Origin of the sequence: Thioalkalivibrio sp. ALE23 (assembly GCF_000378545.1) — a bacterium.
GTDB lineage: Bacteria > Pseudomonadota > Gammaproteobacteria > Ectothiorhodospirales > Ectothiorhodospiraceae > Thioalkalivibrio.
Window position 1 is genome coordinate 1 of record NZ_KB900039.1, and the last position, 20,961, is coordinate 20,961.

A 20,961-nucleotide genomic window follows, 5' to 3' on the forward strand; every position below is an offset into this window, starting at 1 on the left:
CCTCGAGGTCTCGGTTTCCTACAACGTGATGGCCCTCGACGGCCAGCGGCCGATGCAGCTGGGTATTCGCGATGTCTTCGAGCACTTCCGCGCTCACCGCATCGAGGTCATCCAGCGGCGGACCCAGTACGATCTGGACCGAGCACTGGAACGCCTCCACATCCTCGAAGGCTACCTGGCCGCTCTGGATCGTCTGGACGAAACGATTGCCACGATCCGGGGCAGCAAGGATACCGAAGAGGCGCGCGGGGCTCTGGAACAACTGCTGTCGATTGATGCGACGCAGGCACAGGCGATTCTCGATCTGAAACTGCAGCGCCTGACCGGCATGCAGATCCAGGACATTCGGGACGAGCACGGGGATCTGACCGCCAAGGTCGAGGATCTGCGCGACATCCTCGCCCGCCCCGAGCGCCAGACCTCGATCATGCGGGACGAACTGCTGAATCTCTCCGATCAGCACGCAACCGCACGCGGAAGCGAGATCGACAACTCGCTTTCGAAAGTTTCGGCTGCGGACCTGATCCCCGAGGAGCAGGTGATGCTGATTGGTACGCGTAACGGTTACCTCAAACGCCTGCCCGCCGATGCAATGAGCCGTCAGAATCGCGGGACGAAAGGGCGCTCGATCATCGCCCTGGACGATGATGATGTCGTGACGACGTTCCACTCCGGCAATTCCCACGACTACCTGCTTGCGCTGACCGATCAGGGCCAGGTCCATGCGGTGAAGGCCTACGACGTGCCTGACACCGGACTGGGGAACCGGGGCCGGCATTATCGAAACATCTATGAGGGTCTTGAGGGCGATGTTGTCGCAATGCTGACGGTCCCTGACCTCGACAGCGAACAGGCCAGCCTCGTCATCTTCACCGCCGGGGGATATGTGAAGCGCACGGCACTGTCCGCGTTCTCCGGGGCGAAACGCCGTGGTGGCGTCCAGGGTATTCGGCTGAACGATGACGATCTCATCGTCTGCGCCCGGATCTCGTCCGATCCCGAATCCGAGGAGATCGTGATGACCGCCAGCGGGTCTCGCGCCATCCGCTATCCGCTGGACGAGGCCCGGGCCATCGGTCGAACCAGCCAGGGGGTGCGCGGCATCCGACTCAAGGACGGGGAATCCGTGCTGTCCGCCGAGATCGTCCACCAGGATTCACTGGACACCTCGCACCTGATGGTGGTCACCCGCAAGGGGGTTGGCAAAGCGACACCACTGACCGATTTCCGCCTGCAGAGCCGGGGCGGTCAGGGGGTCACGGCGCACGCCCCGAACAAGAAGTCGGGGGAAATGGTCGCCGCAGCGGTGATCGGCCCCGGTGTCGACGTGGTCCTGTTCACGGACGAAGGCGGCGCCAATCGCGTAGCGGGATCCGCCGTCCCGAAGAACGGTCGTGCAACGGCCGGATCCTCGATCATCCGCCAGGGCTCGGTGACGAACCTCCTGGCGGTCCCGGCGACGGAAGATGGCAGTCTTCCCTCCAACGAAGACTGATCGCCTCAAACCCGCTGACCATAACGGGAGCCTTCGGGCTCCCGTTTTTTTAGAGAGCGGTGATACACTTTTTAAGATTCGCTTTGCAGCAAGCAAGGACGCTGGCATGTCTCAGGCTGCCTCTAAACGCACCCATCCCCCCGAAACGGTTTCGGCGGTATTGCGCCTGCTCGAACACACGTTCGACGGCCTGCGTGATTATCAGGGTCAGGCGATTCTTGCGGGGGCGGACCACCTTCGAAAATCCAAGGAGCCCATCCTTCTTCAGCTTCCGACGGGCGCCGGCAAAAGCCATGTCCTGGCCGGCCTCGCCGCGGCGCTTCAGGAAATGGCGCTCAAGAACTCCGGGGTCCGGAAAAAGATCCTTCTCATTGCACCCGGCTCGGAACTGGTCGAACAAAACCAGGAGAAGATGGTCCACTACGGGTATCCGGCGAGCATCTTCTGTGCGGGCGCGGGATACCGGGATCATGGCGAGGATTTCATCTTCGCGAATCCGGAAACCATCAACTCCAAGGATCGGCTTCAGGAAATCCTCGAATACGATTTCGCGGGCGTATTCCTGGATGAGTGCCATCGCCTGTCTCCGATGGTGCTACGGATTATCGAGGCGATCCGCGAAAAAAACCCCCAGCTCCGAGTCGTTGGTGTAACAGCGACGCCCTACCGTCTCGGCGAAGGCTACATTTACCGCCATGACGCGACCAAGGGTATTACGCTGAGCGATATGTACTGTCGCGACCCCTGGTTCTCCACACTCGTCTACTCCGTTTCGCCCCACTACCTGATCGACCGGGGTTATATCGTCCCGCCGGTTTTCGGCGATATCGTCGACCAGTACGACACCAGCCAACTCCGCCGCGACAAGACGCTCAAATGGACCTCCGAGTCCGAGAAGAAGGTTTTCACCAGCACCGGGGCGCGCAAGACGACAAAGAGGATTGTCCAGGACATCAAAAGGAAGATGAAGACGCAGGGTTATCACTCATGCCTGATCTTCGCTCACAATGTCGATCATGCCCGAATGATCCTGGATATCTTTCACGAAACGAAGGAAGGCCAGCGACAGGCGGCCCTGATTACTCACCATACGGAGGACACCGAACGAAAGAACTCTCTGGAGAAGTTCCGGAAACGTCACAAACTGCGTTACCTGATCAATGTCAGTGTTCTGACCACCGGCTTCGATGTGGAACACGTCGACATGATCGCGATACTGCGGGCAACCGATTCCGTTTCGCTTTTTCAGCAGATCCTTGGACGAGGTATGCGACTGTCCCCCAAAACAGGGAAAACGCATTGCCTGATCCTCGATTACGCCAACAACCTGTCGCGTTTCAGCGGCAGCGGGGATCCGTTCGCCCCGGACATTCAGGCGGCCCGACCCGGGCACTCCGTCGATCGGGAAAAACTGCTCGTGCGCTGCCCGCAGTGTGACCACGTCAACGCGTTCATCAAAGCCGCGCTCCCAACCAGCCTCGAAGCGGATGAATACGGTTATCTCTACACCGTGGAAAAACAAGAACCGGTAGTGAACCACAAGGGGGAGCAGCTGGCGGGGCACCACGGCCAGCAGTGCCAGGGTTATGTTCCATCGGACGAAACCGGTCTTCTCCGTCGCTGCACGCACCGATGGTCGTCCAAGGAATGCCCGGCCTGCGGCGAACTCAATTCCGCCTATGATGCCTTTTGCACGCACTGTACCGAGCCGCTGACCGCCACTATGGGGGCAATCCGTCCGTCGGCGGCGGCTTCGAAAGACGTCCTTTACACCGAACGCCGAGGTACGGTGGAAGCCATGACCTGGCAAGTGACGCAGACGAAGAAGGGGGTTTCGTGCGTAACGCTCGACTGCCGTGTGCGGGAGCTTCCTTATCTGGAAACTCCGCCTCCCGATGAAGAAGAAGAGGACCCAACACCCCGACTGGTTGAACCCGAGCCCACGCGAATCAAAATCTGGCTGAGTCCGCACTGGAGCAATCCAGCGGCTCAGCGGGCGTGGAGTGATTTCGTGGAAAACTGCATCGATGGTGGCGACATCCAAAAACCGGAAGACCTCCGGTCATCCGATATTCGGTTTCGGCCGCCTGCCTACGTGAACTACCGCCAGAAACCGCCGCGCAGTGAGGAGGACCGCATGCGATTCCATGAAATCCTCCAATTTCATTGATCGTTGACACCGGGGAAAAGACGGGGCACCCTAGCATCCGCATCAGGAAGGAAACGACAAGACGGATCTTGTGTGAGTCTCCTGTCTCCTCGCGTTCGCTTCGTCAAGTCCATCTTTGCTTCCTTCCTGGTGCTTTCAGTAAGCCCGAAAAAGGAGGGGCCTGGCCTCCGTGTCGCTGCAAAACTCCCTCCCTTGTAGGTTTTGTGGTTGTCAAAACAGGCCCCTCCTTTTTTCGGGCTTTCCTTTCACCAACAGACGCAAGGATCACTGTATGCGCAAAACAGCTCTCGCCCTGGTTTCGTTCGGCTTTCTGGCCCCGGCCCTGGCGCTGGCGCAGCCGTCCGCCGGTACTCCCTACGTGGGTGGGCAGTATTCGCACCTCGACGCCGACGTTTCAGGTGTCAGTGGCAGCTGGAACCCGGATGCGCTGGTGGCACGCGGCGGCTACTTCTTCAATGAATACTTCGCCGTCGAAGGTCGCGCCGGCACCGGTCTCAGTGACGATACCGACAACGGTGTCGATGTCGAACTGGACTATATGATCGGCGGCTATGCCCGAGGTAACCTGCCCGTTTCAAATGTCGTTTCACTGTATGGAATGGCAGGTGTTACGCATGCTGAAGCGACCGCATCGGGCGGGGGCGTTTCGGTAACCGACGACGATACTGGTCCTTCCTATGGCGTGGGAGCGGAATTCAATGTCGCCAATGACCTCGGCCTGAGCGTCGAGTGGATGCGCTACATGGACGAGAGCGACTATGACGTGGACGCCATTTCGGTCGGCATGAACTACCACTTCTGACTCTCGATCAGAACGCCGACGCAACGAAAAAGGCCGCCCGATGGGCGGCCTTTTTTTGCGCACTGCTTTTCCTTGCGTACTTGCACACAAGCTCATTGAGCAACTCCCTCAACAATGGATGAGAGGGATGAGAGCCTTCGAGCAGCGGATTGAATGAACCCTGCCTCTTCCAGAAGCCGCCCGTATTGTCCCAGGGAACGTTCCCGCCCACCGGTCGCCATCAGCAGGTGCAGGTCGCACAGTCCGCCCGCCAAACCACCTTCCTCAAGCAGCATTTCCACCAGATAAACCTTCCCTCCTCGGGGAAGCGCCGTACGCGCCTGCTTCAGAATCCGGATGGCATCCGAATCGTCCCAGTCGTGCAAAACCCGCGCGAGAATGACCGCATCGCCCCGAACACCCCAGACATCGAAAAGATCGGCGCCGTGCCAATGCACCCGAGGGCTTGATGCTTCCCCCATTGCCACCACCTCCGGACGATCCAGCACCGTCACCTCGATCTGTGGGTATGCGTCCACGAGCCGCTGGGCCAGGACCCCGACACCTCCCCCCGCATCCACGACGCATTCCGTTCCCTGCAGATCCAGAGCCGATGCGACTTGGGCGTAGTCGTGTCGCGCGTAGCTGCGCAGCATTCGATGATGGCCGGCGCAACGTTCGCTGTCTTTCGCAACATCCGCGAAGATGTCGGGCGGCTTCCATCCGGAATTGCTCCGAAGAGCGTCCGGCAGGGTTTCCCACATTCGGGCGAACGGTCCCGCATATTCCAGCGCCGCGTCCGCCAGCGTCAGGTGGTGATCCTTCTGCAGCAAGACCCCGCGCGCCGTCAACTCCCATCGACCCATATACCGAGTCACGACCGCCAGCTCCCCCAGTGACCGAAGCAACCGCTGGGTTCCTTCCGGGGTCAGTCCGCACCGCTCGGCGATCGCCGCTTCCGAGTCCGGCAGCGCCTCGAACACCCCGAGTCGGACCGCGGCCCCGAGCGTCTGGGTTCGCCAGAACCCCACAAGGTCTTCGGATAATGCCGCCAGCTCCGAACGCCGCGGCGGGCGCAACGTGGTTGTTGCCACGCCGGTTTCGTCGATCACCTCCAGCGCCCCATCAAAGCGTTCCACGCGGGCCTGCCCGTTATAGAACGGCTCGACGGTCTGGAAACGCCGCTCGTAAATGGGGGCGCCCGATCCATCAATATGCATCCACCCGTCGCCGTCGCGGGCCCGCGCATACCCTTTGTGGAACACGTCCAGGTCCGGGAACCGGCGGTCATGGACGAACTTCCCTTCGGCATCGATATGCGTGGAATGTCCGTCGCCCGCCTGGACCACGGCAAACCCTTCGCTGAAGTCTCCGGCATAGCGCCACCGTTCCGGGTAGACCGGGACTCCTCTGGGGTCGATGTGCCGGTAAGTGCCATCCTTTTCGCGCACGGTGCATCGCCCTTCCTGAAAGTTTCCGCACCAGGCGTGACGCGCCTCGTAGGCCTCCCAGCCTTCCGGGGTAATGTGAAACCATCCGTCCCGGGCCGCGACCGCCGCCCGTCCTTCATAGAACCCGAACACGCGCACGAACCGGCGTGCGTACGCCGGCCGTCCATCATCATCGACATGATGCGTGCCGCAGTCCGAAACCCGAAGGTGCGCGCCGTTATCCATTTCGCTCGTTCCCCTCAGTCGTTCGCATGTTGCATCCGCGGCAGAGGGATCGGTGATGGTAGGTTCGCTCCAGTTCGCGGTAGGCATCGCCGTTCCATATTTCCATGATGCCCTGTTCGTGGAGGTTCCCGAATTCCCCCAGAGTCCGGCGCTGCGCATCCGGAGCGCAGCATGGATCGAAACGCCCGGCGGCACTCACCCATGCTTCCTGCCCGAGAAAGGGGCACGGCCCACCGGGCGCCAGATCCTCCGTGGCTGTGTCATCCAGTACGTCGATGTTCTCCAGAAGGATCGGCTGACCGTTCGGCAACCGCCGTCTCGAAGCCACGCCCCGCGCCTCATGCACGGCCCGGTTCCATCGCTCGATGGCCTCCGGTCCGCGCCGCATGGACTGTTCCTCGATCTCCGGGAAGTGCGCCCAGAGATGGTGACCCTTCACACGATCCACCCCCAGGTCGATCGCCAGGTTCACGATATCCGCGAGCTCGTCCACGTTGTCTTCGAGGAATGTCATCTGGAACGTGACGCGGCAACGGTTACCACCCTCGGCCGCCTGCCGGTCCCGCACCGCGATGAAGGCACGCACGTTCTCGATGGCCTGCTCCCAACGGATGCCCGCCATGATGTTTTCCTGCGTCGCCCGGGTAGCCCCATTCCAGGAAATCTTCACGTCCGAGGTCACCGGGACGATCCGCTCGGCCCAGGCCGAGGCCCCCATCCCGGGGAACGTTCCGTTCGTGGTCAGGTTCATCTGGACGCCGTAGCGACGACAGAGATCCAGGATGTCTTCGAACTCCTTATACAGCAGCGGCTCCCCCATCGTGGAGGGGATGATCTCGCGGAGCCCGTGCGGTGCGGCTTCCGCGACCACGCGCTCGATCATGTCGAACGGCATTAGTCGGTGCGGACGGCGCTTCTGCCGACGAAGCTCCTGAAGCGGGCTGTACACCGAATGCTCCTCGCACATGATGCACTGGAGGTTGCAGGTATCCGGGTTCGCGTCGAACGTGATCCGCCAGGGCCCCTTCCGATGCTCGACCCGAGCGGACGAGGATCGCTCAAGCACAGACCCGTAAATCGACTCCACCTCCCTTACATGGTCTTCCATCGAGGGCACGTTGCCCGTTTCATCGTTGAGATAGCCCCGCGCCCCGAGGCGGGTTGCCCATTCGGGATGGTCCGCCAGCCGCTGCATCTGCGTGGCGAGCGAGTCGATGGAACGGTGCTCGAACAGCAGTCCGTTGGCCTCGTGGTGAACATATTCCGCCATACCTCCGGCATCGGCGGTCACGACCGGTACACGGGCCTGCTGCGCCTCGTGGATCACCAGCGGTGAATTCTCGACCCAGACCGACGGGACCACGATCGCGTCGCAATGATCGAATACCTCTCGAACGATGGCCTGATTCCGATATTCGTGGAACCATTCGATCCGCCCGGCAACTTCCGCCGGCAGGGTGTTTGCGATGCGCTGCAGGGATTCAGTGTCCTGCCCACGGGGTCGCCCCCAGATACGAAGCCGGGCATTGCCCTCCAGCATCCCGAAAGCCCGAATCAGGTCCTGCACCCCCTTGGCGGGGATGTGGGTACCGATGTAGCCGAAGGTGAACGGTTCCCCCTGGACACGACGGCGCCCAGCCAGTCGGCTACGGTCGAACCCGTAGTCCAGGTACACCAGCTTGTGCGCCGGAATCCCGAATTCATCCCGAAAGCGATCCCGCAGGTACCGCGACGGCGCGATGAAGACATCGACAAGGTCGACCATGCCCCGGACATGCGCCATCCGCCGGTTCACCCAGTCGGTCCAGTATCCGACGTCGGCTTCGTACTCGTCCGGCGCTCCACTGAAGTAGCGCGCATAGCAGCGTTCGGCGCATTTTCGGTCGTCCTGGCCGTCGCACACTGCCCACGGATCGCCGGGGTCCTTGGGAAACATCTGCATGAACTGACCACGCGGGCACATGAGCCAGTAGTCGTGCAGCGTGAACACGATCGGGATACCCCGTCGTGCGGCCTCCTGCAGCAGCGAGGTGGAAAGGTGGTTCAGGTGGCCGACATGGACGATCTCGGGATCGAAACGATCCAGGACCTCGGCGAATTGCCGGTCCATCCCCTCGACCCGATAGCGGTCCCGCATCCGGGGGTTGTTGACCACGTTCACGGTGATCCGCGGGTCGTCCGCATCCGGCTCCATTCGCATGGCAAAGTCCGGGGCAAACGGGTCTTCCTCCCGCGTGAATACCTCGACCTCGTTCCGGCCCGCCAGCCCCTGGCACAACGCCTGGCTGTAAACTTCGGAGCCGGCGTTGTACCGCATGGGATAACCGTGGATCACCTTCAGAACCTTCACGGTTCCACCTCTTCCGCCTGATCGAATTCGAACGCATGGATCAACCGAGTCATACCCTCCTCCACGGATACGGATGGCCTCCATCCCAACAGGGATCGAGCCCGATCCGGCGCTCCAAAGAACTGCGCGACATCAAAGTCGCGTGGCGGTGCGTATCGGATGCTTGAACCCGACCGTCCCAATCGGATCGCGAGCTCGGCCAGCTCACCGAGCGTGGTTGGCCGGCCGGTCACCAGATGGATCGGCGGAGGGGGTGTCTCTCCATCGGCAAGCATCTCTGCCAGGGTTGTGATGCCTCGGGTGACGTCCTCGACATGCGTGAAGTCGAACGTCTGATCCGCTCCGTCAACCCGTAGCGTCTCACCCATGGCCGCGGCCCGGGCGAATGCCGGTACTACGCGGTCGGCGTGATCCGTGTTCGATCCGAATACGTTGGACAGGCGAACCGTGCAGGCACGCAGTCCTGCGGTGCGGGCGTTCTCAATTAGTTCTTCACCGCGAACTTTGGCGCGACCGTAGACGTTGACCGGCGCTTTCGGGCTCCCCTCCGTGGCTGGCAGACGACTTGGTTGGCCGTACACCTCCCGACTGCTGGCAAAGATCATCCAGGGCCTATGTCCAGCCTCAGTGATCCCATCGAGGACGTTCTGCAGCCCACCGACGTTCGTTTCCCAACAGCCTTCCGGATCCTGCTCGCCCCAGATCACACGCGAAACCGCCGCCAGGTGAACAACCCCGTCGATACGAGGTATCACCTGGCGCACCTGATTCGGGTTCCGGACGTCGCGGTGGGCCTCTCCGGCTGCCCGGATGTCGAATGGCACGGTCTCGATCCCCCGCACGCGAAGAGCCGCGGTAACCGCCGTCCCCACCAGCCCGGAGGATCCCGTCACAAGAATTTTTCGGGTCATCGACGGGATCGTTCACAGCGCCTGCGCGGCGAACTTCGACAGACGTGACCGTTCCCCCTGCGGCAGTTCCAGGTGGCCGCCATGCTCCCAGGGGCGGAACCGATGCGCCAGGTAGGTGAGACCCGATGTGGTCTCGGTCAGGTAAGGCGTGTCGATCTGCTTCAGATCACCAAGGATCACCATCTTCGTGCCGGGCCCGGCCCGGGTCACCAGGGTCTTTATCTGCTTGCTGGTCAGATTCTGCGCCTCGTCCACGATGATGTATCGGTTCTGGAACGTCCGCCCCCGCATGAAGTTCATCGAGCGCACCTTGACGTGACGCATGACCATCTCGGAGGTCACACCCGCTTCGAAGCTGTTCCCACGGCGTTCGTCTGTCGCCGGATTCAGCACCTCCAGGTTGTCGAAGAGCGCCCCCATCCATGGGGTCATCTTTTCCTCCTCCGTACCTGGCAGGAATCCAATGTCCTCGCCCACCGGCTGGGTCGCCCGGGTCATGAGGATCTCGCGGTAGTTTCCCCGTTCCACCGTCTGTTCCAGGCCGGCCGCCAGCGCCAGGAGCGTCTTCCCGGTACCGGCCTGCCCGATGAGCGTGACCAGATCCACCTCCGGGTCCATCAGCAGGTTCAGCGTGTGGTTCTGCTCGTCGTTGCGGGCGGTGATACCCCAGACGCCGGTTGTTCGGTAGTTCTCCAGCACGCGCAGCGTTGCCGCGGTGGCTTCGGTTTCCACCGACTCGACCACCGCTTCGAACGAGCGGTGATCGCTGGCAATATGGACGATCTCGTTAGGCGCCCATTCTGCCACCGGATCCCCCGTCACGCGGTAATAGGTCTGGTCACCGTTTTTCCACGACTGGGTATCGTCCCCGAATTCGCCCCATACGGTTTCGTCGTACCGATGGATACCGGAATGCAGCAGCCGGACATCCTTCAGCACCTCGTCGTTGCGATAGTCCTCGGCCGTCAGGCCCAGGGCCGCGGCCTTGATCCGCATGTTGATGTCTTTCGACACCAGGACAACCGGGCGATCGCGGGTCTCCGAGGTGATCGCGAGCAGCGCTTTCAGGATGGTGTTGTCGGGTTCGCTCCCCGGCAACTCGACCGGGAGACCGGCGCCGGCGCCATTCGTCTGAAAGTAAAGCCGCCCTCCGGGAATCGGATGGGTTTCGCCGTTCCCGCCCTCGGGCACCTGCCCCAGCGCAATCCCTTCTTCTATCCCTTTCTGCGACTGCCCCTGTGACATATCGGCAAGGAAGCGCGAGGCCTGGCGAGCGTTGCGGGCGACTTCCGTGTTCCCTTTCTTGTGCCGGTCAAGCTCTTCAAGCACGACCATCGGGACATACACATCATGTTCTTCGAATCGGAACAGCGCAGCCGGATCGTGCATGAGCACATTGGTATCCAGTACGTATAGAACCCGCTCCGTTGTTTCTTCCATGAACTCAACTCCTTCCTGTTATTGACGCTGAAAATCCCTTTCTCTTTGCCAGTAGGTCACGACGATCTTCGTCCCTTCCTCTACCGGTGTCCCTGCATGCATTGTACTTCGATCGGGCTCCCCCCGCATGGTGGTGTTTGCGAAGAAGACTGCACCCCCTTTTTTCGGATTCACTTCAATCCCCCGCTTGGGGAATCGGGTCGCCCCGCCTATAGGGGCCGGCTGAAGATAGATCACGGTCGTCGCCACCCTCTGCCCCGCTGATCGGGTGTGCTTTCTGGCCCCGTGATTTTCGAGGTCGAACCAGTCGTAATGCGGCCGATATTCCTGCCCCGGCTCGTATTGCAGGAGCTGAAGTCCCTCACCCCGTTCCACCGGCCAGTTCGTCAGTGCCGCCAGCCGATTTTCGATCCGGTCAATCAAGGCTGTCTCGGCGCGGCTGAACATCACGCTACTGCTGGTCCGCGAGTCATGTGAGATCCTCTCTCCGCTTTGACGGTCCACGACCCCGGATCGGTTCAAGCCCTTCTCGTAGGCGTACGAGATCAGCCCCTGACATTCCTCTTCGCTCAGCACACCGTCCATGACGATGGCATGTGGGTCTTCCATTTCGCACAAAACGTCGACGGGTTTACCCGCCCCGTTCTCGACACGGGGCGGGTGATCAATTCTCGGCAACTCGACCCCCCATGGCCGCGGGCTCTCCACCCTCTGCAGACCTTCATTCAACGCCTCACAGGCATCATCCCTGCGCCAGACACCCCCTACCATCTGGTCGAACATGGACGATGGATTTACACCCCGCGCGAGGTTTTTCAGGATCCATTCATGCCATTGATCTCCGTGCAGACTGATCGCCTTTCCTTTCGACATACTTCTCACTCCATTGAGCCCGGGATTGCCAAGCCGAAGGCTATACACCTTTCGGACTTCACGCTTCCATGGCCTTCGCCCACGACGCCTGAATATCCTCCGGTGTCATGTTTTTCTCCAATTCGAGCCGGTTACGCTCGCCCGCCTCCGAACCGTTCTCGCCCGAACGGTTCGCCCATGCGTGCGCCAGTACGTCATTGCGTGGCACCCCCAGCCCGAGGGCGTACAGACCACCCAGATTGTTTTGCGCCTTCGGGTCCCCCTTGATTGCGTCGGCTCGCGCCTCCTCTGCGATCGCCTCCGGGTTTCCCGCTTCCGGATCACCGCGCACCAGGTCGAGCCAATCCCTCACGGACCGAGAATCGCTCGCCGCCCATTCCCATTCGAGGGGATGCGGGGGATCAGACTCCTGGGCCGTGCGGCTCTGGTCGGCAAGGACGGCCAGTGCCTGTCGCTCTTCCCAGGATTCCTCCCCACAGGCTTCGAGCGCCTCAATCCAGGCCAGAATTTCCTGAACGTGATTCTCCCGGTCCTCACCGAAATTCAGGAAATTCCGCACCATCATCCGAGCCGCATAGGCCTTATCGTAGCCATCGCCAGATTCAAAGGCTTTATAGAGGTAAGCGGTTGCGCCATCCGGATCCTGCATCACATAAGGACTGCCATTCAGCTTCCAGTGCCCCATGATGTTCAGCGCGGCGGGGTCCCCATTGCGTGCGGCATATTCGATCCACTCGGTCGCAATCTGCTCGATGGCTTGCGGTGACTCCTCGAGGTCCAGAGGGACATAGGTTGGCTCGAGTATGGGCCGCTGCGTCTCGGGTGTCGCCTGGTACAGCGCCTCGATCTTCAGCATGTCGGACAGGCGCCGCATCCCGCTCGGCGAAAGACGGCCTTCCTCGAACAGCTGCAACCTCCAATAGAAGGCTTGCCGCGTATCCCGTTCGACCACCTTGCCATCCCACAGCAGATCCGAGTACATCTCGATGGCTTCCGCTTTCCCCTGTTCCATTGCGCCCCAGAGATGGGTCAGTCCAACGTTCACATCCACCGGCACATTGTACTGCCCCTCGATCAGCCAACGAGCCATCGCAACCTTGGCTTCGGCGTCATCCTCCTTGATCGCGGCCCGCTGCATCCACTGGAACCCGGCACGGGGGTCCCAATCACCCCCATCCCCGGTCATCAGCTTTTCCGCCAGGGATCGCATCGCCCAGATTTCTCCACTTTCCGCCAACCGCTTCACGGCTTCATAACCGGTGGCTTCACCGCTGTCTTCTCCGGAAGGCGCCATGGATCCCTTTTCGCCCACTTGCCCAAACGGTTTCTTCAATTCTTCACGCTCCTTCGTGCCCATTATTGGACTCCTTCGACTTTTCGTTCGCAGTTCTCTCGATAGCTGCAGCTCCGGCATTTGTGCGCCTTGGGGGTGAACCGGACCCACCGCTTTTCCCGTACCGCTCGCGCCTGCTCATAGTTCGAACGGAACTGGTTGAACAGGTCCGCGTTGCTTTGCGGGATGTCTTCGGTGGTGACTTCTCCACCCAGCACGAAACGGACCCGGTTGACCGGGTAACCTTCCCCCCGGGCCGCCAGGGCACCCGCCCAGGCCTGAACCAGATCACTCAGGAACGGTCCTTTGGTCCGCTTCTTCTGCTCGACCAGCACCACATCCGGGCCCTCCTGCACGATGTAATCGGGACGCGCACCTACGCTCCACTCGCGGTTGATCAGGGTTGGCGCATTCTGGGTGTCCTGATACAGCAGCTTGTCACCGCCTACTTCGGGCAGCGGTTGTTTCGGGGTGCCGCCGACATCAAAGTACAGTGCGACCAGGCCGGCCAGAACCATGGCAACCATCAGTACCGCCCCAATCCAGAACTCAAGACCCATGACGGTTTCCTCCAGTCCGGCTTACGATCCGATTCAAAACCGCGCCGAGTACGTTATCCATGACCGGTACACGTCGAGCCAGGGCTACCACCATCGGAGACAGCCGGTAGTAGCAGGAGACCAGCCACCGTCCGGCAGCCGACGGCATCAGGTTTCGATCCCTCCAGTCGCGCAGATGATCGGTCCGCGGGTCGTCCGGTCCGTAGAGATGGGATGCGACATAGCAGCGTCGATCGTTCTGGACCGCGGCCTGCTGTACCCGGGCACCGGTTTGCTGGTGCGCCCGTTCTCCGGCCTCCCGCAGCGCCTGTGCCCGCTGCGAAGGATCCGCGCCTTCCCGCTGCAACCGGAGGCTTTCCGGGCAGTACACCGCCGTCTTCAGCTCGCTCGCCGTGATCACTTTCCCGTCCGATGGCCGTTTGGGCGGCGTTTTCGGCATCGGTTTTCGATTTCGGGGTTTCTTCCCCTCTGCGTTTTCCATGTTTTTCACGTCTCCACGTTTTCCGCGAATTCCGACAGGAGCGTCGCCCGGGTTTCGGATACATTGCGCACCCCTGCACTCACGGGCGCCATCTCGCGCCACTCGATCCCCATCTCCGTTGCAAAGCTGGAGGGCTCATAGTCCTGCTCCTCGTAACCCCAGTGGATGGATCGGGCGTGGTGAGCAACCAGCCGTTCCCGTGCCCGGGTCGCCGCGACGTAGGACAGCCGGCGCTCCTCCTCCATGTTCTGAGCCTCTTCTTCGTCTTCTTCTCCGAACACCCCGGGGCGAACGGAAGCCCGCTGCATCGGCATCAGCCCTTCGGACAGACCCGCGACATGAACGGTGTGATACTCCAGCCCCTTAACCCGAAACACGGTCGCCAGCGTGACCTTGTCTTCGTCCGATTCTTCATCCGGGGCGGCCAGCGCCATCTCCTGAATAATCCGCCACTGCTCGTCGCGGCTGTATTCCGCATCAACTCGGGTCTGCTCCGTGGTTCCGAAACGGGACTGGATGGCCTCCTCGATCGAGAGGAGCGTACCCAGCCGGCGCTCATACACGGCCTGCGGCTTCTCCGCCTTGGCCGACAGCTCCTTGAGGAAGGACTGGAAACCACCCATGTCCTCGTCCAGGGCCCATTGCGCGATGAACAGCGGCGGCCACACCTTCAGCCCTTCCAGAATGTGCGCCAGATGATCGGCGGCCGCGCGGGCGCGCTTGTTCAGTTGGGCGTTCTCCCGCGACTCCAGCAGTCCGGTGTCATCCATCTGGGACTGCACCACCAGTTCGTTGACGGACTTTTCGCCCAACCCTTTCACCAGACCCGCAAGACGCTCCAGCGCCATGGCGTCCTGGGGGTTGAGCATCAGGCGAACCCCGGCCATGAGCATCTGCGCTTCCGGTGTCTGGAACACGTCGATGCCCTGCGCGATGCGATACGGAATCCCCTGCGAGATCAGTGCCGGCTCCAGCAGGCGGCTCATTTTGTTGACGCGGTAGAGCACGGCAATCCGCTTCGGGTTGATCCCTCGATCCAGATCCGCCCGGATATCCGCTGCAATCGCGTTCGCCATCGCCACACCGTCGACGTGCGCCTGCCCATCCGGGGCGTCGCCGTCCGGGCGCTCGTTCGCGAACGGGGATTTCGTGATGCGGTTGTTGTTGTGCGCGATGTGCGCCGCCGCGGCCGAGACGATGGACGGGCTGGACCGGTAGTTCCGTTCCAGGCGTACGATCGCCGCATTCGTCTCATCCAGAAAGGCCTTGAGATTCCCCGGGTTCGCCCCGCGCCACTCGTAGATGCACTGGTCGTCATCCCCGACCATCATCACGTTGTTGTGCGAGGAAAACAGGCGGAGCATGTCGTACTGCGCCTTGTTCGTATCCTGTGCCTCATCCACGGCAATGTGCTGAAACCGCTCCTCCAGCTTGGCGGCCCATTCCGGCTCCCGACGGAGCCCGGCACCGGGGAGCACGATCAGGTCCCCGAAATCCACGAGGTTGTTTTCCCGTTTCTCTTCTTCGTAACGGCGCAGGATGTCGTTCAGGCGAGCCCAGTGCGCCCGTTTGACGCCCTGATTCAGAAGCAGGTGAATAATGTGCTGTTTGCGCTCCTGATCGTCCGAAGACGCGTATCGGTCCCCCAGGATGATCCCGTCGTTCGCCAGCACATCATGAATGGTCATCAGCTTGCGGACCGGGATTTCCTCTTTGAAATCGTCGTCCGCCAGCTCCTTGTGCAGTCTCCGGAGCGTTTTCTTGCGATCCGCATCATCCATGAGGCTCACGCCGGATCGCCGCTGACAGCGTTTCGGGTTGGCCTGCAGCAGCTTCCATCCGAACGAATGGAAGTTTTCGATGGAAGGCATCTGTTTGCGATCCGAGATATCGAGACGATCGCGCAGGCGGGCATACATCTCTCGCGCGGCCTTGCGCGAAAAGGTCAGCATGAGCACGTTTTCCGAGGCGACCCCGCCTTCGATCATGCGCGCCATGCGTTCGGTCAGGGTCGCCGTTTTCCCGGCTCCGGCCCCCGCCAGCACCAACGATGGCCCCTGCGTCAGCGCCGCCGCCTGCTCCTGTTCCGGATCGAGTGTAATGTCCTGGTTCATGTCGGTCTTTCGGGGCGGACCCGTTTAGTAAGTTCAGCGCCAGTATCCCATTTTCCGGGCATCTCGCAATTTCTCGATCCTTTGCGGGTTACCCTTCTTTTGTATAGGATTGCTTTGGTTTGCAGAAGGAGCAACGGATGGTGCCCCACACCAAAGACGAGGATGTTTCTCTGACGGATGAAGAGATCCCTTGTGACCTTCATTCTTTGCGATTTTCCGATCTCTTCGTGGGCCCCGATGTTTTTGAGGTCAAGGTGGGGCCGAGGCAGCTTTACGAGCGAACCCTGTACCGCCATCTGTGCAATCCGGAGCAGGTCTGGAAAGCCCTTCTCGAGCGATGTGAGGCATGCTATGCGGAAGCCGATCGCCAGGAATTCACGGTTTCCTATGACACGCTCACGTTTCGCGTCTCTCGGATCAGCACGCGCAACCACCAGGGCGTTTTCGTCATGCGCCGGATTCCCGCGGAAGTCCCTTCCCTGGACTCCCTCGGCCTGCCCGATTACATCTACAAGCGCCTTACCCGGCGTCGCCTGACCGGCCTGATCATCCTTTCCGGCTCCGTGGGTTCCGGAAAAACCACCACGGCTTCCGCATTGATGGCGGACCGACTGACCAAGGAATCCGGTGTGTGTCTTGCGGTGGAGGATCCGCCCGAAATGCCTCTGGAGGGCGACTACCCCGGTGGCCGTTGTTATCAGGTCACGGTGAAGGACCAGGACTTCGCAACCCCCCTGCGCCATTCGCTCCGGATGAGCCCGGATTTTCTGTATATCGGGGAGATCCGGGATCCAGTATCGGCTGTTGAGGCGATTCGCGCGTCGCTGAGTGGGCATCTGGTGATTTCCACCATCCATTCCCACAACGTTTCGAGTGCCATCACCCGTCTCTATTCATTGGCGGCGATCGAAGTTGGCTCGGAAGATGCCTCTTCCATGCTCTCCAACGGTCTGTCGGCTGTCATCCATCAGCGCCTGACTCGTGGAACCGGGCGGCTGTCGATCCGCGCAGAAATGCTCTGGCTTTCCGGTGACGAGAACACAGGCTCACGCAGCCTGATCGCCAAACGTCAGTTCCACCAGATCGATTCGGAGGTCAACAGCCAGGGTCTGCGACTCCAGAATGACGGGGGCGAAGACACCTAACCCCCCAATGGCGACCAGATACCGCTCACCACGGCATAGCCAGCCCCTGCAACGCCGGCCAAAAGACTGATCAGCAGAAACCATCCCGCCATCGAGCCTTTCCGAGCTCTTTTCCGGGGCGTCCCGAATTCCCGCCAGATGCCGCCGCAGAACGGGCATGCGGATCGGATGGGGATGGGCCCCTGTCCGTCGCCGGCGTCCCTGAAACCCAGAACGGGCACGATCATGCGTGCGCATTCTTCGCAGCGGACGATACTCCCACCCGACCTTGCCGGCGAAGGTTCGGTCGTCCTCGGCTGGTGATGCTTGGGCTTTTCCTCGTCACCGAGCGGCGGATCCCCGATGCGTGGCTCTTCCTTTCCCATACCCATTACTCCATCAAAAACGGCCGCGATCGCATCGCGACCACGGCCGTCATTATTACCGAATAAAGTGAGCCGGTATCAGTCTTCTTCCTCGACCACGGAAGCGTAGGCCAGGGCGGTGTACTCATCCCCGCCGGAACCAATCGGATCCCGGGACACCGTGACTTCGAAAACGATTTCCGCTTCTTCGTCCGGAGCCTGGAAGCTGACCGTATCGGTTTCCCGGCCCTGGACGCCTCCGCCCATCGGTCCCGAAATGTGCTCCCAGTAGTAGTAATAGGGGCCACCGCCCCCGCCTTCTTCCTGAACGTCCACGGAAAACACGATGGGTTCGTCCTGACCGGCAATCGCGATCTGGTATTCCCCGGTATCCAGGATCAGCCGCCCATCCACGTCGTCCGGAATGATCTCGACGGTCATCCGATCCGTCGCGAGCTCATCGAAATCGGTGTCACCGTCAATCGGCTCATGATGGGCCCGGAATTCGAACAGGCCTTCCACCGCTTCATTGGGCGCCAGGAATCCCGCCACACGCTGATTCTCGTTGTCGAGGTCGATCGACGTCTCGGTCAGCTCGACCCACTGGTAGTAGTACCCCGTGGATTCCTCACCGTCCACGGTGACGGTCCCTTCCAGATCGACGTAATCGCCGGGTGCAACTTCCAGATCCGGCCCGGCATCGGCCACGAGGTCGTCCGGTTCGGGAACCACTTCCTCTTCCGGCTGCGCCACGGTAAACGTCACGTCATCCGTCGCTGACTGGCCGATATCATCGGTTACCGTACAGCCCATCACGACTTCCGTACCGGTGGGCGCATCCGGGACCTCCATTTCGAGTTCACCCGACTCGTTGCTGTACTGGTAATTGAGGCTGATGCCCTCGCCAATGATTTCGTCGTCGTTGAGATTGACCCATTCGAAGGTCGGAGCACCACCGTCGTAATACATCCCGCCACTGGTTACGCAGGAATGCTCCAGGGTCGATTCGGCCTCGACGGTCCGATTGGCACCGGCATTGACGTTGACCTCGTCGGCATCACCCTCGATATAGAGGTTCATGGTGCTCGAGTCCGAAAGACCGCCCGTTTCATACGCGGTCAGCTCCAGCTTGATCCGGGCGTCCTCGTGCATGTCGCCAATGTCGAGCGTTGCCGCGCAGGTCTTCTCGTCCTCGACCCCGTAATCCCGCTCGCCGTCATTGTCATCGGCATCAAAATCGCACGCCCCATCGCCGCGGAACTCCACTGCCGAACGCACATCGGTTTCCCCATCGACGATGGACCATTCCATGCGGTCGATGTAACTGTCCTTGTTCTCCGCTTCGCCCTGCACACTCACGGAGCTCCCGGACGAGACATATCGGTCGTCCCCCGTCGATACGCTCAAGCGGTTTTCGTTCTCTCCGCTACCGCCGCCACCGCCGCCGGTTTCACACCCGGCGAGACCGAACGTGCCGACAACGGCCATGGCGATGATTGTCTTTCGAAATTGCATATACGACCCCTCCTGGGCATTCAAGATTGTGCTTCCATCACAGGGGATGCGAGACGGTGCCGGACATAAAGCGGACATGCCGGTGTCTCATTGGTGCGGGTTCGCATCCCTGCGATTCGTTTCTTCGCCTCCAGGCGACCATTGATCCAGAAGACTGACCGGACCTTTTTCCGGATTATACTTCAGCGACCTTTCCCATCATACCGAAACTGTGCGAACGCGCAGCCCTGCTTCCCGGGCCGTTTTCGCCCATGCCTGTGCCTTGCCGGCCTCACCGCTGTCGAAGACGACGGCATGCGTCGCCTCGCGCATGATCGCAAGATCGCGGACGCGATCGGCATGTTCGAACCGATTCCATTCCACCGGGATTCGGGTTAGAGGATGGCCCGCTTCCACCGCAAACCGCTCCGCCAGCATCGAGGCCCCGCGATCACCGCTGGTGATCAGGCGAGCGTTGGGTTGCTGGCGGAGGATCGTCGACAGTTTCGATTGAACCGCCTCGTAACGCTTCAGATTCAGGTCACCGCCAACGGCTACCCGGATCGGCTCGTCGGATCCCAGTATCCAATGGCGCCAGGCGGCGGGGAGTTCGACGTTGTCCGGCGCCTGCGCGAACATCGGCGCCACGTCCACATCGGCATACCCCGCCAGCCCGCAACCAACGCGCGTGACTGCAAACCGCTGGTCCGGAGTCTGGCGGGCGTGTTCCAGGAAACGCTCCACGGACTCCTGAATGGCCGACAACGGCCGGGTATTCAGGTCTGCGTCCTTGGTCGGGATGGCGTACGCCTGTCCCATCGATCCCTCACCCTTGCCATTCACCGCGCCGTAGTGATCGCGCGCGAGACGGGCCGCGCCCTTCCCGTGCCGGCCGGCTTCGTTGGAACCGAATACGAACACGGGCTCAGGCGGGATCCAATCATCCCATTCGCCGTCCGCGATCTCCACCAGAACATCCCCGTGGCAGGCTTCCGGCGCACAGTGACACCCCAGCGTCTGCCCCGGCAGCGTCCGGCGGATCAATCGCAGCAATGCCGGTTGGTCCGGCAGCCATTCGCGGAACGCCCGGATGACCCGCTGACGCTCGGAATCACTGCGATCGTGCATCACGAACGGATTGCCATAAGGGGAACCGCGGCCGATGTACTCGTCCGCGGCTTCCTTGGCGACGTTGCGAACCCGACGTGTCACGACAGCTTCAGCGGTTTCTGCTTGCGCGGTCGCGGCCATCAGTTGACCTCTGCGTGCTCCAGTACGGCCAGCTCCACCCGGCGGATTCGGCCGCCACTGCCCGACCATTCGACCATCGGCTGCACCAGTTCCAGTTCGTTCGAGAGCGATCCGGGATGCACGGCATCGACCTTGACCGTCTGGCGCCGCTTGGTGGGCACCTTCTCTTCCGAACGACGCCCCTGGTAAATCTCGATGCCGGAGGGGATGGTGGCAACGCCATCCTGACGGATGCGCTCGATCACCGGCAGCCGGTGCGACGCCAACCGGCCGAATACACCGGCACCGTTTTCCCAGGGCGTCCCGACCATCATCACCGAGTGATCCTGCAGCACTTCCCGATCGGCGTCGCTCAGTTCCTCGTTTTCCTCGGCATGGCGCCAGAGCGCATCCGGCGTCAGGTTGTCCAGCGGGATGAACCACATCGACTGATCGAACGCTTCCAGCACGGACTCCATCGTTTCGGCCATTTTTCTTCCTTCTTTCGATTGGATGGAGTTTCAGACTATCGTTTTTTGATGGAGTCGCAATTTCTTCATCGAT

Annotated in this window: 16 protein-coding genes; 4 read left to right on the forward strand and 12 right to left on the reverse strand. The window is 61.3% G+C overall.

Annotation, left to right across the window (positions count from 1 at the left end; all coding sequences use genetic code 11):
• The 3 genes from F573_RS0112590 to F573_RS14305 form a co-directional block, all read left to right on the forward strand.
• A partial coding sequence (locus F573_RS0112590) for a DNA gyrase C-terminal beta-propeller domain-containing protein (RefSeq protein ID WP_019022873.1) occupies positions 1-1,495 on the forward strand: 1,495 nt, incomplete at its 5' end.
• 106 nt (positions 1,496-1,601) lie between these two features.
• A complete protein-coding gene (locus F573_RS14300) occupies positions 1,602-3,665 on the forward strand; it encodes a DEAD/DEAH box helicase (RefSeq protein WP_019022874.1) in 2,064 nt (687 codons plus the stop codon).
• A 271-nt stretch (positions 3,666-3,936) separates the two neighbouring features.
• Complete coding sequence (locus tag F573_RS14305; protein WP_019022875.1) at positions 3,937-4,467, forward strand: porin family protein; 531 nt, start codon at positions 3,937-3,939, stop codon at positions 4,465-4,467.
• Positions 4,468-4,559: 92 nt separating this feature from the next.
• Here the strand turns inward: F573_RS14305 and F573_RS0112605 are convergent, their stop codons facing one another.
• From F573_RS0112605 to F573_RS0112640, 9 genes are read right to left on the reverse strand one after another with little or no spacing between them, the layout of a single operon-like run.
• Positions 4,560-6,122 carry a methyltransferase gene (locus F573_RS0112605; RefSeq protein WP_019022876.1) on the reverse strand — a complete coding sequence of 521 codons (1,563 nt, stop codon included), beginning with the start codon at positions 6,120-6,122 and terminating at the stop codon, positions 4,560-4,562.
• Positions 6,115-8,472 carry a glycosyltransferase gene (locus F573_RS0112610; protein ID WP_019022877.1) on the reverse strand — a complete coding sequence of 786 codons (2,358 nt, stop codon included), beginning with the start codon at positions 8,470-8,472 and terminating at the stop codon, positions 6,115-6,117. Before F573_RS0112610 ends, F573_RS0112605 begins: the two co-directional genes overlap by 8 nt.
• Entirely contained in the window at positions 8,469-9,383 is a 915-nt protein-coding gene (locus F573_RS0112615; RefSeq protein WP_019022878.1) for an NAD(P)-dependent oxidoreductase, read from the reverse strand. Before F573_RS0112615 ends, F573_RS0112610 begins: the two co-directional genes overlap by 4 nt.
• 12 nt (positions 9,384-9,395) lie before the next feature.
• Positions 9,396-10,823 (reverse strand): PhoH family protein, encoded by a 1,428-nt coding sequence (locus tag F573_RS0112620; RefSeq protein ID WP_019022879.1) that lies wholly within the window; start codon positions 10,821-10,823, stop codon positions 9,396-9,398.
• Between the two features lie 18 nt (positions 10,824-10,841).
• A complete protein-coding gene (locus F573_RS0112625) occupies positions 10,842-11,696 on the reverse strand; it encodes a 2OG-Fe(II) oxygenase (protein WP_081619223.1) in 855 nt (284 codons plus the stop codon).
• 58 nt (positions 11,697-11,754) lie between these two features.
• On the reverse strand, positions 11,755-13,053 hold the full coding sequence (locus F573_RS0112630) for a tetratricopeptide repeat protein (protein WP_019022881.1): 1,299 nt from the start codon (positions 13,051-13,053) through the stop codon (positions 11,755-11,757).
• The gene (locus F573_RS0112635) at positions 13,053-13,589 is read right to left on the reverse strand and encodes a PD-(D/E)XK nuclease family protein (RefSeq protein ID WP_019022882.1); all 537 of its coding nucleotides are present in this window, start codon (positions 13,587-13,589) and stop codon (positions 13,053-13,055) included. The genes F573_RS0112630 and F573_RS0112635 overlap by 1 nt, the downstream gene beginning before the upstream one ends.
• Positions 13,579-14,070, reverse strand: a complete 492-nt coding sequence (locus F573_RS14940) for a CFI-box-CTERM domain-containing protein (protein ID WP_231384421.1) — start codon at positions 14,068-14,070, stop codon at positions 13,579-13,581. Before F573_RS14940 ends, F573_RS0112635 begins: the two co-directional genes overlap by 11 nt.
• Before the next feature lie 5 nt (positions 14,071-14,075).
• Positions 14,076-16,184, reverse strand: coding sequence for an ATP-dependent helicase (locus F573_RS0112640; RefSeq protein WP_019022883.1), 2,109 nt, complete (start codon positions 16,182-16,184; stop codon positions 14,076-14,078).
• Positions 16,185-16,321: 137 nt separating this feature from the next.
• On the opposite strand from F573_RS0112640, the gene F573_RS14310 reads away from it, so the two are divergent.
• Positions 16,322-17,329 carry an ATPase, T2SS/T4P/T4SS family gene (locus F573_RS14310; protein WP_019022884.1) on the forward strand — a complete coding sequence of 336 codons (1,008 nt, stop codon included), beginning with the start codon at positions 16,322-16,324 and terminating at the stop codon, positions 17,327-17,329.
• 443 nt (positions 17,330-17,772) lie between these two features.
• Here the strand turns inward: F573_RS14310 and F573_RS0112655 are convergent, their stop codons facing one another.
• The 3 genes from F573_RS0112655 to F573_RS0112665 all read right to left on the reverse strand — a co-directional run bounded on the left by F573_RS0112655 (position 17,773) and on the right by F573_RS0112665 (position 20,888).
• Positions 17,773-19,032 (reverse strand): hypothetical protein, encoded by a 1,260-nt coding sequence (locus F573_RS0112655; RefSeq protein ID WP_155986659.1) that lies wholly within the window; start codon positions 19,030-19,032, stop codon positions 17,773-17,775.
• A 354-nt stretch (positions 19,033-19,386) separates the two neighbouring features.
• Positions 19,387-20,418, reverse strand: coding sequence for a DUF4326 domain-containing protein (locus tag F573_RS14945; RefSeq protein WP_019022887.1), 1,032 nt, complete (start codon positions 20,416-20,418; stop codon positions 19,387-19,389).
• Entirely contained in the window at positions 20,418-20,888 is a 471-nt protein-coding gene (locus F573_RS0112665; RefSeq protein WP_019022888.1) for a hypothetical protein, read from the reverse strand. Before F573_RS0112665 ends, F573_RS14945 begins: the two co-directional genes overlap by 1 nt.
• Positions 20,889-20,961 lie beyond the last annotated feature (73 nt).